Source organism: Streptomyces avermitilis MA-4680 = NBRC 14893, assembly GCF_000009765.2.
GTDB lineage: Bacteria > Actinomycetota > Actinomycetes > Streptomycetales > Streptomycetaceae > Streptomyces > Streptomyces avermitilis.
This window is the reverse complement of sequence record NC_003155.5, coordinates 7,250,450-7,266,572: the sequence shown is the minus strand read 5'-3', so window position 1 is coordinate 7,266,572 and position 16,123 is coordinate 7,250,450. Positions and strand designations below refer to the sequence as shown.

Genomic DNA, 16,123 nt, shown 5'->3' with positions numbered 1-16,123 from the left:
CAAGGACGACTGCGTAGGCCCCCGCTCCGGCCCAGGGAGTAGGCGCCACCCGTAGGTGTCACCCACGGTTTGCCCCTGCCTGTCCCGACTCCTGTCCTGATCCCTGTCCCCTACAGACGCCTGGTGTTGCCGGATCGTTCCCACCTCGACTGGGGTCCATGCCCCGACACCCCGTACCCTTGGGTTTTGTGTTCCGTAGCCGTGCCAAGGAAGAGAAGGCCCCCGCCGACAAGGCGCCGGTGACCGACTCCAAGCAGCCCCGTCACCCGCAGGCCCCCAAGGGGCGCCCCACGCCCAAGCGCAGTGAGGCCCAGACCCAGCGTCGCAGCGTGGCCAACACGCAGACGACGCGCAAGGAGGCCGCCAAGCGGCAGCGCGACGAGCGCCGCGTCCAGCTGGAGAGGCAGCGCCAGGCGCTGGCCAGCGGCGACGAGCGCTATCTCCCGGTCCGCGACAAGGGTCCGGTGCGCAAGTTCGCCCGGGACTTCATCGACTCGCGCTTCTGCGTCGCGGAGTTCTTCCTCCCGCTGGCCGTGCTGATCCTCGTGCTGAGCGTGCTGAAGGTGGCGCAGCTCCAGAACATCGCGCTGCTGCTGTGGCTCGTCGTGATCGTGCTGATCGTGATCGACTCGATCATCAGCGCGTTCCGTCTGAAGAAGCAGCTGGACGCGCGCTTCCCCGATGTGCCCAAGAAGGGCGCCATCCCCTACGCACTGATGCGCTCTCTCCAGATGCGTCGCCTCCGGCTGCCGAAGCCGCAGGTCAAGCGCGGAGAGCGGCCCTGAGCGCGACGTCTTTCTCCGGGGGCGCGGCGGATGCCTGGCTGAGCAAGCTGGGCGGGCTGCGTGATGTCGTACGACAGGAGCTGGTGGCCCGGCAGCTCGACGAGCAGATAGCCGGGCGGTTCCCGGTGGGGCAGCGGCTGCGGGTCCTCGATGTCGGCATGGGCCAGGGCACGCAGGCGCTGCGGCTGGCGCGGGCCGGGCACCAGGTGACCGGGGTCGAGCAGGACGCGACGATGATCGCCGTGGCCCGCGAGACGCTCGCCGCCGAGCCGGAGGGCATCCGGAGCCGGATGCGGCTCGTGCAGAGCGACGGCCGGGACACGGGCGTGCACTTCCTGCCGGGCAGCTTCGACGTGGTGCTGTGCCATGGCGTGCTGATGTACGTCGAGGACCCGGACGCTCTGCTGGCGGGGCTCGCGCGGATGCTCGCGCCCGGCGGGCTGCTGTCCCTGCTGGTACGGAACGCGGATGCGCTGGCGATGCGGCCGGGACTGGCGGGCGACTGGGCGTCGGCGCTGACCTCGTTCGACACGACGGCGTACACGAACCGGCTGGGGCTCGACGTACGGGCCGACCGGCTGGACGCGCTGACATCGACGCTGGCCGGGATCGGGGCGCCGCTGCACGCCTGGTACGGGGTACGGGTCTTCACGGACACGGCCGCGGACGGGGCGGAACTTCCGGCGGACGTGGAGACGCTGCTGGCCGCCGAGGAGCGGGCCGGGCGGACGGATCCCTATCGGCAGGTGGCGGCCTTGCTGCATCTGTGCGGAGTGCGGGGCGGAGGAGCCCCGTAGGACCGGCGGGCTGCCGAGGCGTGTGCCACCGGCAGCCCGAAGGATGGGGTCTCGCGGTCCCCGTCGCCGGGGCGGTGAGGTCTCGCGGCCCCGTACGGCCTACGCGTCCTCGGCGTGCAGGCTCATCGGACCGTAGATCTCGGTGGTGTCCTCGAACAGCCGGACCTGGTCCGCGCCGCCCTCCTTGAGGTCCTTCCAGTACTCACCGATCCATGACTCGGCGTCCCCCTGCGTGGTGAACTCCTCCGGCGCGACCGCGGGCTGGACCTCCGCCCCGTCGGCCTTCTCGAACCGCCACGTCCATGCCGCCATGTACGCCTCCAAGGTGTGAGCACACTGCGGAGCCGAAGCCGGATCTTGATCGGCCCCCGCCCGAAGCCTAAGTGTTCCCCCGGTGGGCGGGCAGACACTCCCCGGCCTGCGTGAACCTGCGGGCCCGGCCCCGCGCCCCCTCCAGGCCCTCTCATGGGGAACCTGCCTGCCCTCTCATGGGGACCTGCGGGCCCGCTTGCGAGGACCTGCGGGACCTCTTATGGGGCCTCGGACGCGCAGGACCTGCGGCGGCACGCGAAAATCGGGTCCGTGGAACTGACTCTGCTCGGCACCGGTGCTCCCGCGGGACTCCCCCGCCCCGACTGTCCCTGCGCGGCCTGTGCGACCGCGCTCGGCGAAGCAGCGCGGGCGGCGACCGCGCTGCTCGTGGACGGCACGGTGCTGCTCGACCTGACGCCCGGCGCGGCATTCGCGGCCGCGCGCGCCGGGCGCTCGCTGGGCGGGGTACGGCAGGTGCTCCTCTCGCATCCGCACAACGGTCCCGCCGTCGAGGTGCCGGCGGGACTGCCGCAGCCCGCGCGGGTGCCCGACGGGCGGGAGTTGGCGCTGCTGACCGGGCACCGGGTGCGGGCGATGCCGATGGACGCGCCGGGCACGGGGTACGCGGTGACGGGGCCCGACGGGCAGCGGCTGCTGTATCTGCCGCCGGGCGGGGCGCCGGCCGGGCTCGACGAGACGGTTCAGCCGTACGACATGGTGGCCGCCGATGTGGTCGGTCGGCCGGACGCCCTCGCCCGGCTGCGCGCGGTCGGAGCCCTCGGGCCGACGACGGATGTGATCGCCGTGCACCTCGACCACGACGTGCCGCCGGGCGTCGAGTTGCGGCGGCGGCTCGCGGCGGCGGGGGCGCGGGCGGTGCCGGACGGGACGACGCTGACGGTGGGCGTGTACGAGGACGTACCGGATGTGCCCCGGCGCACGCTGGTGCTGGGCGGGGCCCGGTCCGGCAAGTCGGTGGAGGCGGAGCGGCGGCTCGAGTCCTTCCCGGACGTGCTGTACGTGGCGACGGGCGGCTCCCGGGGCGGGGACACCGAGTGGGCGGAGCGGGTGAGTGTGCACCGGGAGCGGCGTCCGGGCTCCTGGCGGACGGTGGAGACCTGTGACCTCGTGCCCCTGCTGAAGGAGGACGGGCCGCCGCTGCTCATCGACTGTCTGTCGTTGTGGCTGACGGACGCGATGGACTCCGTCAACGCCTGGGACGACGACGAGTGGGCGGGCGGCGGCGAGCGGGCGCTGCGCGGGCGGGTGGAGGAGCTCACGGCCGCGGTCCGCGAGACCGGCCGAACGGTCGTGGCCGTCTCCAACGAGGTCGGCTCCGGGATCGTCCCGGCCACGGCTTCCGGGCGCCGGTACCGGGATGAACTCGGGCGCCTGAACGCCGCGTTCGCCGCGGAGTGCGAGCACCTGCTGCTGGTGGTGGCGGGGCAGGCGATGGTGCTGCGGGGCGGCTGAGCCGGGGCCGGACCGGGCCGTGGTGTCGTGGACCGTCCGGAGGCTGATCCGCCAGGCACCCCTACTCCTCCCGGCGCGCGATGATCCGGTACGTGTTCGAGAAGCGGGTGCGGCTGAGGAGCGGGGCCAGTGCGTGGTCCAAGGCCGCGGCCGAGACCACCAGGGGGGTGGTGACGCGCAGCAGGGCCGTGCGCAGCCTGCGCCGGAGTTCGCTCGGCGGGGTCGCCCGCCAGGGTGCGTCCGCGGCCGGCAGGAGGCGGGCCAGGGCCAGGGAGACCGCGCCGGTGATGTCGTACGGGGTGTGCGGTTCGCGGCGGTCGGTGCGGACGATCACGCAGCCCCGTGCCTCCAGTTCGGCGAGCAGGTTGCTCAGGGGCATCAGATGGAGACGGCGGGGCTGGCCGTACGGCATCCACCACTTGCCGAGCAGCCTGCCGAACGCGCAGGCCGGGTCCGGTCCTTCGATCAGCAGATGGCCGCCGGGGCGCAGGACCGCGAGCGCGGCGCGCAGTTCCTCGCGCGGGTCCGGCGTGTGCTCCAGGTGATGGAACATGCTGACGACGTCGTAGCGGGCGCGCAGCCGTTGGATGATCTCCGGGTCGGTGAGGTGGCCGCGGTGGGCCTCCTCGACCCGGCCGGCCGCCCGGGCCCTTTCGACGCGCGGGGTGGGGTCGAGCCCGTCGAAGGCCGTGTACGGGTGGATCTCGCGGGCGCTCTCCGGGAAGTGGCCGTGCCCGGTGCCGACGTCGAGCCAGCTCTCCGGTTCGGGGATGGACAGCATGGCGTGGGCGGCGGTGCGGTGACGGCGGAGGTGGCGCCCTGCGCGGGCGAAGCCGAGAGCCCGGGGGAGGCTGCCGCGGGCGGCGACGATGCGCTCGGCGAAGCCCCCAGGTCTCTCGTGGCCCTCGGGGCCCTCACGGCCTTCGGGGTCTTCGGGGAAGTCGCGGCCTTCGGGGTCCTCGGGGAAGTCGCGGTGGTAGAACGCCAGTCCCTCGGTCGTGAGCCGGGGGTTCTGGAAGGTGTGCGCGCAGTCCCGGCACTCGTCGACGACGAACGAGCCCGGCTTGTGCTGCCTCAGGTCGGGGGTCCTGAGGCGGGTGCGCAGCCGCTTCGAGCCGCACCACGGGCAGTTCTCGCGGCGCGGTTCGTGGAACCGGTCGGTGCCCTGGGCGAGTTCGCCGAGGTACGCGGCGCGGCGCGCCGCGATCGCCTGCGGGGTGGGAGGCATGGCAGCTCCTGTGGGGCGACAGGTGCACATCGGGGCGTACGACAATACGCACTAAAGCGGAACGTATGGGATCTCGATCACGGGTGCAACGACGTGGTGCTGTCGTGGCGTCGATGGAGCGCAGCCGTGTTCGATCGCTCCCGGTACTGTTCGGCGAATGAGCTCGCTGAATCTCGACGACTTCTCCGACCTGATCGAGCGCCCGGACGGCGGGGTGCGCCGCGACGCCGAGGCGCGCCGAGAGCGACAGATCGTGCCGCCCGGGTCCCTGGGCCGCCTCGACGACCTGGGTGAGTGGCTGGCCGCGGCGCAGTCGGCGGTGCCGGTGCGGCCGGTCGAGCGCCCTCGCGTGGTGCTCTTCGCGGGCGACCACGGGGTCGCCTCGCTCGGCGTGTCGGCGCGGCCCGCGGGCAGCGCCGACCAGTTGGTGCGGGCGGTGCTGGAGGGCGCGAGCCCGGCGTCGATCCTGGCGCGGCGGCTGAACGTGCCGGTGCGGGTGGTCGACATGGCGTTGGACTGCGAGCCGGACGCCCTGCCGGAGAGTGTCGTACGGCACCGGGTGCGGCGCGGCAGCGGGCGCATCGACGTCGAGGACGCGCTGACCCTGGAGGAGGCCGAGGCGGCGTTCCGGGCGGGGGTCGCGGTCGCGGACGAGGAGGCGGACGCGGGGACGGATCTCGTCGTACTCGGTGATGTGAGTGTCGGCGGGACGACCGCGGCGGCCGTGCTGATCGCCGCGCTGTGCGGCACGGACGCGTCCGTGGTGACCGGGCGCGGGGGGCTGGCCATCGACGACCTCGCGTGGATGCGGAAGTGCGCGGCGGTACGGGACGCCTTGCGGCGGGCCCGGCCCGTGCTCGGGGATCAGCTTCAGTTGCTGGCGGCGGTGGGCGGGGCGGATCTGGCGGCGATGACCGGGTTCCTGTTGCAGAGCGCGGCGCGCAAGACGCCGGTGATTCTGGACGGCGTGGTGTCGGCCGCGTGTGCGCTGGTCGGGCAGCGGATCGCCTTCCGGGCGCCGGACTGGTGGCTGGCCGGGCAGAACAGCGGGGAGCCGGCGCAGGCGAAGGCGCTGGACCGGATGGCGCTGGAGCCGCTGCTGAACCACGGGGTGACGGTGGGCGAGGGCGCGGGCGCGCTGCTGGCGCTGCCGCTGGTACAGGCCGCGGCGGCACTGGCGGCGGAGCTGCCGGAGAAGCCCGAGGAGCTTGAGGCCGGGGAAGGGCCGGAGGCCGCGGAAGAGTCGTCGCCGGAGCCGGAGAACCCGGAAGCCCTCGCGGAGTAGGACAAGCGGAGTAGGACAAGAGGAGCAGTCGAGAGGGGCCCGCGAGCGGAGCAGGCGAGCGGAGCAGGCGAGCGGACGGAGACGGCGCGGCCCGGCACCCCGGGCCGCGCCGTAGTACGTCCGACCGGCGCGGCGGACCACGGCGGACCACGGCGGGCCACGCCGAACCAAGCGGTTCCCTCCACGCGGGAGCGGAGAGCCAGGGCGGGAACAGTCGTTTGCCGCCGTCCGGAACAGCGATTTTCGGCCGAACAGGCCGCCTACCGACCGGCCCACCCGCCCCCGGGACGAGCCGCCGTATCGTGCGTCGCTCCGCTCCTCCGCATGCACCCCGGCGCCCCATATCATCGCCCTTCATGGGAGATGCCCGAATTACCGCGGAACAGGAACGGACTCCGGCCCGGTCGGGCGGTGGGGAGGGGCGGTCCACCGGGACCTCGCAGCGGGCCGCGGCGTTCGTCGTCTGGTATCTGCGGGCTGTCACGTTCATCAACTTCCTCAGCGCCGTCTGGGTCTCCCTCGGCCAGGACGTACGGCGGCACAACCAGGAGAACTACTTCACGCCCTACCTGCTGACGGCCGGCTTCGCGTCGGGCGTGTTCACGATGTTCCTCGCCATCACCATGCGGCGCCGCAAGCGGGCCGCCTGGATCCTGAACCTCGTGCTCAGCGGCCTGTTCCTGCTGCTGTTCGCCTTCGCGATGTCCTTCCCGGAGATCCGGCAGTACGCCCAGAACTGGATCTCGATCGTCCTCACCGCCGCCTTCGTCGGCTCCCTCGTCCTCGGCCGCCGGGAGTTCTACGCCAAGGGCGACCGGTCGAACCCCAAGCTCGCCGCGGCCGTCGCGGTCGGCGGACTGCTCGCTTCCTCGCTGCTCGCCGCGCTCCTGGTGACCACCACCAACCAGGCGCCGGACGCGTACCGTTCGACCTTCCTGGAGCGCTGGAACTACGGCACCCAGCGGCTGGTCTCGGTCGCCGCCGACGGCTCCCACTTCCCGGGGATCACCACTCCCAACTGGGTCAACGTCGTCATCAACGTGCTCAGTACGCTGCTCGTGCTGGCCGTCTTCTACGCCGCCTTCCGCTCCCGCCGCGCCGTCGACCCGCTCTCCGAGGACGACGAGAAGCGGCTGCGCGCCCTGCTCGACAAGAACGGCGACCGCGACTCACTGGGCTACTTCGCGCTGCGCCGGGAGAAGAGCGTGGTGTGGTCGCCCACCGGCAAGGCCGCGGTCGCCTACCGCGTCGTCGGCGGCGTCTCACTGGCCTCGGGCGATCCGATCGGTGACCCGGAGGCCTGGCCCGGCGCCATCGCCCCCTGGCTCGACGAGGCCCGCGCACACGGATGGATCCCGGCGGTGATGGGCGCGAGCGAGGAGGCGGGCACCATCTACGCCCGGCACGGGCTCGACGCGCTCGAACTCGGCGACGAAGCCCTCGTGGAGACCGCCGAGTTCACCCTGGAGGGGCGGGCCATGCGCACCGTCCGGCAGGCGTACAACCGGATCGCACGCGCCGGGTACAAGGTGCGCATCCGGCGCCACGAGGACATCCCCGCCGACGAGATGGCGTACTTCCTGAAGCGTGCCGACGACTGGCGGGACGGGGCCACCGAGCGCGGGTTCAGCATGGCGCTGGGGCGGCTCGGCGATCCCGACGACGGGCAGTGCGTGATGCTCGAATGCAGGGATGCCGAAGGCGAGTTGCGGGCCCTGCTCTCCTTCGTGCCCTGGGGACCGCGGGGGCTCTCGCTCGACCTCATGCGACGCGACCGCGCCTGCGAGAACGGACTCATGGAGTTCATGGTGATCGAACTCCTGCGCCGCGCCCGGGAGATCAAGATCACTCAGGTTTCGCTCAACTTCGCCATGTTTCGTTCCGTCTTCGAACGTGGTGCACGCCTCGGCGCCGGACCGGTGCTGCGGCTGTGGCGGTCCCTGCTCAGCTTCTTCTCGCGCTGGTGGCAGATCGAGTCGCTGTACCGCGCCAACGCGAAGTACCGGCCCATCTGGGAGCCCCGGTTCCTGCTCTTCGAAAAGAGCGCGGACCTGCTGCGCATCGGTGTCGCCGCCGCGCGTGCCGAGGGGTTTCTGGAGGCGCCGGGGCTGCCGAAGTGGCTGCACCGCAGGCACCTGGAGTCGCACAGATGACCACAACGGACGGGGGGACGGATGTACGTCGACGGGGGACGGGCGAGGACGGCCGGATGAGAGCCCTCGCCCGGCTGGCCCGCGCCGAGTGGGGGGCGCTCGCCGTCACCGTGCGCACGGCGCTCGCCGAACGGCGCGGGAGGGCGATCCCGCTGACCATCGGGGCGGTGTGTCTGACGGCCCTGCTCCAGTTCGTGCAGAACCAGTCCTGGGGCTTCGGGTTCGTGCAGAACATCGGGGCCGTACGGGCCGAGGAACCGCTGTGGCCGGCCCTGCTGCGCACCCCGCTCTCCCTCTTCGTACCGGCGCTGGATCTGCCGGTGTGGGGTGCGCTCGCGCAGATCCTCGTCGTGTTCGGGATCGCCGAGATCTGCCTGGGCTGGTGGCGCACACTCGTCGTCGCGTACGTCGCCACCCTGGCCGGCACGCTCTACGCGCGCGTGTGCCTCACCCTCGACCCGGAGAGCCTGTTCGGGCTGCCCGCGACGGACGCGCAGGTCGTCGACACCGGTCCGTCGGCGGCCGTGGTCGGGCTCGCCGTGTTCGTGTGCTGGCGGTATCGCGCCTACACCACGGCGGGGGTGGTGATCGCGTCGATGGTGATCGAGGTCGCGCTGAAGGGGAACCTCGCGGGCAAGGAGCACCTCGCCGCCATCGCCGCGGTGCTCGTGCTGTGCGGGATCTCGGCGCTGCGTCACCGGCGAGCGGTCAGGACGCGGGCGGGATAGGCAGGTTCTCGGAGTCGGGTTTGCCGCCGATCCAGTCCTGGAACTTGCGGCGCGGGCCCGCCCAGCGGCGGTCGTGGCGGTAGGCGCGCAGGCTGGATCTGGCGCGGGCGCGCGGCCGTTTGCGGTAGAAGCGCCTGGCCCACGGTGAGCCGGGGCGGGCCAGGCGGATCGCGCCGACCAGGGCGACGAGCGGGACGATCACCCCGAAGATCGCGGTACGGCCCTTGCCCTTGCTCAGGGCGAGCAGCGCGAAGACGAAGTTCAGGCCGACGCTCAGGATGACGCCGCCGCGGTCGCGCAGCTCCTCCTGGCTGAGGTCGTTGACCCCGAACGGCAGGAAGCCCGCCAGGGCCAGGCCGACCAGGGCCGCGGTGACCACCACGACCTCCACGCTCTTACGGCCCTCCTCGGTCCAGTAGACGTCGTCGAGGTGCAGGAGCAGCGCGAACTCGTCGAGCACCAGACCGGCTCCGATGCCGAACACCACGGCGAAGGCGGCCGAGCCGAAGCCGTGCCGTTCGCTGGCCACGGCCCCGAAGCCGCCGATGACGATCAGGACGACACCGGGCACGACATGGTGGATGTGCAGGCCCCCTGCCTTGACGTTGCCGAACGGGCCCTTGCCGGCCCGGATCAGCCGGGTGATGACCCGGGTGATCACGAACGTCAGCACGAACGAGGCCAGCGCGAGAAGCAGCGGCAACTTGCCCGGCTCGATGATGTTGCGGTGCAACCAATGCCCCATAAGCGCACTTTATCCTCGGCCTTCGCCCTCGGCCGCCGCGCTCACCCCCGGGGCCGCCGGGTAGCCTGCGCCGGTGCCCAAGCCCCCGCTTCTCGACGGTCTCCGTTTCGCCTTCGGCACCCTGACCGTCCTGCCGGTCCGGGTGACCCGCTGGGACCGTGCCGCCGCGCGCGGCGGGATGTTGTGCGCGCCGGTCGCCGGACTGGTGGTCGGGCTGCTCGCCGCGGCGCTCGGCACGCTGCTGCTCCTGCTGGGCGCGAGCCCGTTGCTCGCCGCCGTGGCCACCGCCGCCGTGCCCGCCGTCCTCACCCGCGGGCTCCACCTCGACGGGCTCGCCGACACCGCGGACGGCCTCGGCAGCGGCAAGCCCGCCGAGGACGCGCTGCGGATCATGAAGCAGTCGGACATCGGCCCGTTCGGCGTGATCACTCTGGTGTTCGTGCTGCTCGCCCAGGTGGCCGCGCTCGCCCAGGCGTACGAGACCTCGTGGGCCCGGGGCGCGTTCGCGGCCGTGGTCTCGGCGGGCGCGGCCCGGCTCGTACTCACCCTGGCCGCGCGCACCGGCGTACCACCGGCGCGTCCGGAGGGCCTGGGCGCGGCGGTCGCGGGCACGGTGCCCGTAACGGGCGCGCTGCTCACCGCGGGCGCCGTCATCGCGGCGGCGGCCGGGGCGGGCGCCCTGTTCGGGACGTACGACGTCGTCCGTACGGCGCTGGCGGTCCTCCTCGCCGTCGCCGCGGCGGAGCTGCTCCTGCGGCACTGCACGCGCCGCTTCGGCGGAGTGACCGGAGACGTCTTCGGCGGCCTCGCGGAAACCGCGGCGACGACGGCCCTCGTCGTCCTGTCACTCGCCTGAGCGCTCTCCCGCGGGCGGCGTCCCGAACACGGTGGCGCCGAGCGGCGGTTGCTTCCCGATGCCGCCGCCACCCGCCCTGAATCAGCCATTCCGCGATGCCCCGGGCCAACTGTCCCGCACAGTGGAGGGGTTGTCCTTGACCACGGCTCGGGTCACCCGCAGTGGCCGGCGGGAGTGGCCACGGCCGCCACAGCGAAGTGAACACCCGTGGGAATGAGCGAAACCCGCACCCGCGCGTAGGCTCGTCCTCGGCATACCTCGGGCCCGGTCCGGGCCGCCCCCGTACTCCGCTCAGGGCCCGGCAGACGCCGTTCGGACGGCGGGCCCTAGGGTCTGTCGTCGGGCCGGTCGACCCCATCCGTTCGGCCACTGAAACTCAATGGAAGCGAGATTTCACCACCGTGACTGCTCTCACTCTCAGCACCGCCGCAGCGTCCGGCCTGCGCGCCGACGCGATCGTGGTCGGTGTGGCGAAGAGCCCGAAGGGCGACAAGGGACTCGTCGTCGCACCGGGCGCCGAGGCCGTGGACAAGGGGTACGACGGCAAGCTCGCCGCCGTCCTGGAGACCCTCGGCGCCTCGGGGGCCGAGGGCGAGGTGACCAAGCTGCCTGCACCGTCCGGCTTCAAGGCGCCCGTCGTGGTGGCGGTCGGTCTGGGCGCCGCGCCCGAGGACGGCCAGGACAAGGGCACGGCGTTCGACGCCGAAGCACTGCGCCGCGCCGCCGGTGCCGCGGCCCGCGCGCTCGCCGGTGCCAAGAAGGCCGCCTTCGCGCTGCCGGTCGCGGACGCCGCCGACGCCGGCACGATCGGCGAGGGCGCGCTCCTCGGCGCGTACTCCTTCGACGCCTACAAGGAGAACGGCAGGAACGCCAAGAACGGCAAGGCCCCGCTCGCCGAGGTCGTCCTGCTCGGCGGCAAGCCCCGCGACAAGGCGTTCAAGGCGGCCGTCGAGCGCGCCGTCGCCGTCACGGAGGAGCTCAACCGTGCCCGCGACCTGATCAACACCCCGCCGAACGACCTGAACCCGGAGTCGTTCGCCGCCGTCGCGCAGGCCGCGGCCAAGGAGCACGGCATCAAGGTGCAGGTGCTCGACGAGAAGGCCCTGACGAAGGGCGGCTACGGCGGCATCCTCGGCGTCGGCGCCGGCTCGGCCGCCGGTCCCCGGCTGGTGAAGCTGTCGTACACCTCGTCCAAGGCGAAGAAGCACCTCGCCTTCGTCGGCAAGGGCATCACGTACGACTCGGGCGGCATCTCGCTCAAGCCGGCCGGCCACAACGAGACGATGAAGTGCGACATGAGCGGCGCGGCGGCGGTCTTCGCCGCGGTCGTGGCCGCCGCCCGCCTGGGCCTGGAGGTCAACGTCACCGGCTGGCTCGCGCTGGCCGAGAACATGCCGTCGGGTACCGCGACCCGCCCCGGCGACGTGCTGCGCATGTACAGCGGCAAGACCGTCGAGGTGCTCAACACGGACGCCGAGGGCCGGCTGGTCCTCGCCGACGCGCTGTGGGCCGCGTCCGAGGAGAAGCCGGACGCGATCGTCGACGTGGCGACCCTGACCGGCGCGATGATGCTGGCGCTCGGCAACCGCCTCTTCGGCGTCATGGCGAACGACGACGCCTTCCGCACCGCGGTCGTCGAGGCCGCCGAGGAGGTCGGCGAGGACTCCTGGCCGATGCCGCTGCCCGAGCACCTGCGCAAGGGCATGGACTCCCCCACGGCCGACATCGCCAACATGGGCGAGCGGATGGGCGGCGGCCTGGTCGCCGGCCTGTTCCTGCGCGAGTTCGTGGGCGAGGGCATCACCTGGGCGCACCTCGACATCGCGGGCCCGGCCTTCAACGAGGCGGCCCCCTTCGGCTACACCCCGAAGGGCGGCACGGGCACGGCGGTCCGCACGCTGGTCCGCCTCGCGGAGCTGACGGCCGCGGGCGACCTGGGCTAGTGCCGTGACAGGCAACGGCGCCTGAACCGCCGGACAGTCCCTGGGGCTGTCCGGCGGGTCGGGCAACGACCCCGGGTGACCGCCACCCGGGGTCGTTCTGTCCGACGGATCGTCTCTCGCGGCGGACGAGTGGGACGTCTCACACACCGGCCCGGCGTCTCGCCCGCCCCCGACAAGTGCGAAGATGGGTTCTCGGCAGGACAGGGCCCCCACCACAGGGCCGAAGAAGAGCGGCCGGACACCAGCCGCCGACCGGTCACTGACGACCGGCGTGGCGCACATGCATGGAGGACGTGACGTGGCGAACGACGCCAGCACCGTTTTCGACCTAGTGATCCTCGGCGGTGGTAGCGGTGGTTACGCCGCGGCCCTGCGCGGAGCGCAGCTGGGCCTGGACGTCGCCCTGATCGAGAAGGACAAGGTCGGCGGTACCTGCCTGCACCGTGGGTGCATCCCCACCAAGGCGCTGCTGCACGCGGGCGAGATCGCCGACCAGGCCCGCGAGAGCGAGCAGTTCGGCGTCAAGGCCACCTTCGAGGGCATCGACGTACCGGCCGTCCACAAGTACAAGGACGGGGTCATCTCGGGCCTGTACAAGGGTCTGCAGGGGCTGATCGCCTCCCGCAAGGTGACGTACATCGAGGGTGAGGGCCGTCTGTCCTCCCCGACCTCCGTCGACGTGAACGGCCAGCGCGTCCAGGGCCGCCACGTGCTCCTGGCGACCGGCTCCGTGCCGAAGTCGCTGCCGGGCCTGGCGATCGACGGCAACCGCATCATCTCCTCCGACCACGCGCTGGTCCTGGACCGCGTCCCGGAGTCCGCGATCGTGCTCGGCGGCGGCGTCATCGGCGTCGAGTTCGCCTCCGCGTGGAAGTCCTTCGGAGCCGACGTGACGGTGATCGAGGGCCTCAAGCACCTCGTCCCGGTCGAGGACGAGAACTCCTCCAAGCTTCTTGAGCGCGCGTTCCGCAAGCGCGGCATCAAGTTCAACCTGGGCACCTTCTTCTCGAAGGCCGAGTACACCCAGAACGGTGTCAAGGTCACCCTCGCCGACGGCAAGGAGTTCGAGGCCGAGGTCCTGCTCGTCGCCGTCGGCCGCGGCCCGGTCTCGCAGGGCCTCGGCTACGAGGAGCAGGGCGTCGCCATGGACCGCGGCTACGTCCTGGTCGACGAGTACATGCGGACGAACGTCCCGACCATCTCCGCCGTCGGTGACCTGGTCCCGACGCTCCAGCTCGCGCACGTCGGCTTCGCCGAGGGCATCCTGGTGGCGGAGCGTCTGGCCGGTCTGAAGACCGTCCCGATCGACTACGACGGCGTGCCGCGGGTGACGTACTGCCACCCCGAGGTCGCCTCCGTGGGCATCACCGAGGCCAAGGCCAAGGAGATCTACGGCGCGGACAAGGTCGTCGCTCTGAAGTACAACCTGGCGGGCAACGGCAAGAGCAAGATCCTCAACACCGCGGGCGAGATCAAGCTCGTCCAGGTGAAGGACGGTGCCGTGGTCGGCGTCCACATGGTCGGTGACCGTATGGGCGAGCAGGTCGGCGAAGCCCAGCTGATCTACAACTGGGAGGCGCTGCCGGCCGAGGTCGCCCAGCTCATCCACGCCCACCCGACGCAGAACGAAGCGATGGGCGAGGCCCACCTGGCCCTCGCGGGCAAGCCGCTGCACTCGCACGACTGATCAGTCGCCGGCTGACCTTCAGCCACCGGCTGTACCCAGTCACCGCGTCACAGTTGGGCGCGACGACGACCACAGACTTCCGCACCATTTGTAAGGAGCAACAGAAACCATGCCGGTTTCCGTAACCCTTCCGGCGCTCGGCGAGAGCGTCACCGAGGGCACTGTCACCCGCTGGCTGAAGGCCGAGGGTGAACGCGTCGAGGCCGACGAGCCGCTGCTCGAGGTGTCGACCGACAAGGTCGACACCGAGATCCCCTCCCCCGCCGCCGGCGTGCTCGCGTCCATCAAGGTCGCCGAGGACGAGACGGTCGAGGTCGGCGCCGAGCTGGCCGTCATCGACGACGGCACGGGCGCGCCCGCCGCCGCCCCGGCCCCGGCCGCCGAGCAGGCCGCCGAGCAGGTCGCCCCGCCGGCTCCCGAGCCGGCGCCGCAGGCCACCCCGTCCACCGAGCAGGCCGCCCCCGCGCCGGCCCCGACCGCCGAGGCCGCCGCCGGCGCCGGCAGCGCCGAGGGCACCGACGTCGTCCTGCCCGCGCTGGGCGAGTCGGTCACCGAGGGCACCGTCACCCGCTGGCTGAAGGAGGTCGGCGAGGAGGTCTCGGAGGACGAGCCGCTGCTCGAGGTCTCCACGGACAAGGTCGACACCGAGATCCCGGCGCCCGCCTCCGGCACGCTGCTGCTCGAGATCGTGGTCGGCGAGGACGAGACGGCCGAGGTCGGCGCGAAGCTCGCCGTCATCGGTGCGCCCGGTGCCGCTCCGGCGGCCGCCCCGGCGCAGGCCGCGCCCGCGCCCGCCGCCGCCCCGGCCGCCCCGGCTCCCGCCCCGGCTGCCCCGGCTCCGGCCGCTCCGGCTCCGGCTCCGGCCGCCCCGGCCCCGGCTCAGGCCGCCCCCGCGGCGCCCGCCGCCCCGGCTCAGGCCGCTCCGGCCCCGGCCGCTCCGCAGGCCCCGGCCGCCCCGGCGCCGGCCCCCGTCACCCCGGCCGCGGCGCCCGCCGCGACCTCCGGTGACGACGGCGCCTACGTGACCCCGCTGGTGCGCAAGCTCGCCGCCGAGAACGGCGTCGACCTGGCCACCGTCAAGGGCACCGGCGTCGGCGGCCGCATCCGCAAGCAGGACGTCACCGCCGCCGCCGAGGCCGCGAAGGCCGCCGCTCCGGCGCCCGCCGCCGCTCCGGCCGCCGCGAAGAAGGCCCCGGCCCTGGAGGTCTCCCCCCTCCGCGGCCAGACCGTCAAGATGCCCCGCATCCGCAAGGTCATCGGCGACAACATGGTGAAGGCCCTGCACGAGCAGGCCCAGCTCTCCTCGGTCGTCGAGGTGGACATCACCCGCCTGATGAAGCTCCGCGCGCAGGCGAAGGACTCCTTCGCGGCCCGCGAGGGCGTCAAGCTCTCCCCGATGCCGTTCTTCGTGAAGGCGGCGGCCCAGGCGCTGAAGGCCCACCCGGCCGTCAACGCCCGGATCAACGTGGACGAGGGCACGATCACCTACTTCGACACCGAGAACATCGGTATCGCGGTGGACTCCGAGAAGGGCCTGATGACCCCGGTCATCAAGCACGCGGGCGACCTCAACATCGCCGGTATCGCCAAGGCCACCGCCGACCTGGCGGGCAAGGTCCGGGCGAACAAGATCACCCCGGACGAGCTGTCCGGCGCGACCTTCACCATCTCCAACACCGGCTCGCGCGGCGCGCTCTTCGACACGATCATCGTGCCGCCGAACCAGGTCGCGATCCTCGGCATCGGTGCCACGGTCAAGCGCCCGGCCGTCATCGAGACGGAGGAGGGTACGGTCATCGGCGTCCGCGACATGACGTACCTGACGCTCTCCTACGACCACCGTCTGGTGGACGGCGCCGACGCGGCCCGTTACCTGACCGCGGTCAAGGCGATCCTGGAGGCGGGCGAGTTCGAGGTCGAGCTCGGCCTGTAACCCGTATCGCCTGTACGGCTGGTAGCGACGCCCCTGTCCGGAGCTTTCCGGGCAGGGGCGTTGTCATGGGTCCGCACCGGGTCCGTACCGAGGGACACCTGCCGGGAGCGTGTAAGTCTCGTCTCACCTGCATGAAAGCGCCCCGCGCGCCCTTCCCGCGGCCGGGTCCGGCCTTATTGTCTAAACGTCAAACGCCCT

Annotated in this window: 13 protein-coding genes; 10 read left to right on the top strand and 3 right to left on the bottom strand. The window is 72.5% G+C overall.

From position 1 onward, the window contains the following. Window positions 1-158: 158 nt before the first annotated feature. Both SAVERM_RS31095 and SAVERM_RS31090 read left to right on the top strand, forming a co-directional pair. Window positions 159-785: a DUF3043 domain-containing protein gene (locus tag SAVERM_RS31095; RefSeq protein WP_010987436.1), complete on the top strand. Its 627-nt coding sequence runs from the start codon at window positions 159-161 to the stop codon at window positions 783-785. A gap of 83 nt (window positions 786-868) precedes the next feature. After that, on the top strand, window positions 869-1,582 hold the full coding sequence (locus SAVERM_RS31090; protein WP_010987435.1) for a methyltransferase domain-containing protein: 714 nt from the start codon (window positions 869-871) through the stop codon (window positions 1,580-1,582). Window positions 1,583-1,681: 99 nt separating this feature from the next. Here the strand turns inward: SAVERM_RS31090 and SAVERM_RS31085 are convergent, their stop codons facing one another. Further along, the gene (locus SAVERM_RS31085) at window positions 1,682-1,894 is read right to left on the bottom strand and encodes a hypothetical protein (RefSeq protein ID WP_037646715.1); all 213 of its coding nucleotides are present in this window, start codon (window positions 1,892-1,894) and stop codon (window positions 1,682-1,684) included. A gap of 270 nt (window positions 1,895-2,164) precedes the next feature. Here SAVERM_RS31085 and SAVERM_RS31080 point away from each other — a divergent pair, with 270 nt between their 5' ends. Continuing rightward, the gene (locus SAVERM_RS31080; RefSeq protein ID WP_037646712.1) at window positions 2,165-3,367 is read left to right on the top strand and encodes a bifunctional adenosylcobinamide kinase/adenosylcobinamide-phosphate guanylyltransferase; all 1,203 of its coding nucleotides are present in this window, start codon (window positions 2,165-2,167) and stop codon (window positions 3,365-3,367) included. Between the two features lie 61 nt (window positions 3,368-3,428). On the opposite strand, the gene SAVERM_RS31075 is transcribed toward SAVERM_RS31080, so the two are convergent. Continuing rightward, complete coding sequence (locus SAVERM_RS31075; protein WP_037646711.1) at window positions 3,429-4,595, bottom strand: class I SAM-dependent methyltransferase; 1,167 nt, start codon at window positions 4,593-4,595, stop codon at window positions 3,429-3,431. A gap of 157 nt (window positions 4,596-4,752) precedes the next feature. Here SAVERM_RS31075 and cobT point away from each other — a divergent pair, with 157 nt between their 5' ends. The 3 genes from cobT (at window position 4,753) to SAVERM_RS43770 (ending at window position 8,761) form a co-directional block, all read left to right on the top strand. After that, window positions 4,753-5,880, top strand: a complete 1,128-nt coding sequence (cobT, locus tag SAVERM_RS31070; protein WP_010987431.1) for a nicotinate-nucleotide--dimethylbenzimidazole phosphoribosyltransferase — start codon at window positions 4,753-4,755, stop codon at window positions 5,878-5,880. Window positions 5,881-6,236: 356 nt separating this feature from the next. Then, window positions 6,237-8,033: a phosphatidylglycerol lysyltransferase domain-containing protein gene (locus SAVERM_RS31065; RefSeq protein ID WP_037646710.1), complete on the top strand. Its 1,797-nt coding sequence runs from the start codon at window positions 6,237-6,239 to the stop codon at window positions 8,031-8,033. Between the two features lie 56 nt (window positions 8,034-8,089). Beyond that, window positions 8,090-8,761 carry a hypothetical protein gene (locus SAVERM_RS43770; protein WP_010987429.1) on the top strand — a complete coding sequence of 224 codons (672 nt, stop codon included), beginning with the start codon at window positions 8,090-8,092 and terminating at the stop codon, window positions 8,759-8,761. Here the strand turns inward: SAVERM_RS43770 and SAVERM_RS31055 are convergent. Then, window positions 8,742-9,506: a hypothetical protein gene (locus SAVERM_RS31055; RefSeq protein ID WP_010987428.1), complete on the bottom strand. Its 765-nt coding sequence runs from the start codon at window positions 9,504-9,506 to the stop codon at window positions 8,742-8,744. The genes SAVERM_RS43770 and SAVERM_RS31055 overlap by 20 nt on opposite strands. Window positions 9,507-9,579: 73 nt before the next feature. On the opposite strand from SAVERM_RS31055, the gene SAVERM_RS31050 reads away from it, so the two are divergent. The 4 genes from SAVERM_RS31050 (at window position 9,580) to sucB (ending at window position 15,925) form a co-directional block, all read left to right on the top strand. Next, window positions 9,580-10,362: an adenosylcobinamide-GDP ribazoletransferase gene (locus SAVERM_RS31050; RefSeq protein WP_010987427.1), complete on the top strand. Its 783-nt coding sequence runs from the start codon at window positions 9,580-9,582 to the stop codon at window positions 10,360-10,362. 401 nt (window positions 10,363-10,763) lie between these two features. Next, window positions 10,764-12,305, top strand: a complete 1,542-nt coding sequence (locus SAVERM_RS31045) for a leucyl aminopeptidase (protein WP_010987426.1) — start codon at window positions 10,764-10,766, stop codon at window positions 12,303-12,305. A gap of 298 nt (window positions 12,306-12,603) precedes the next feature. After that, window positions 12,604-13,992, top strand: a complete 1,389-nt coding sequence (lpdA, locus tag SAVERM_RS31040; RefSeq protein ID WP_010987425.1) for a dihydrolipoyl dehydrogenase — start codon at window positions 12,604-12,606, stop codon at window positions 13,990-13,992. 109 nt (window positions 13,993-14,101) lie between these two features. Next, complete coding sequence (gene sucB, locus SAVERM_RS31035; protein ID WP_010987424.1) at window positions 14,102-15,925, top strand: 2-oxoglutarate dehydrogenase, E2 component, dihydrolipoamide succinyltransferase; 1,824 nt, start codon at window positions 14,102-14,104, stop codon at window positions 15,923-15,925. Window positions 15,926-16,123: the final 198 nt, after the last annotated feature.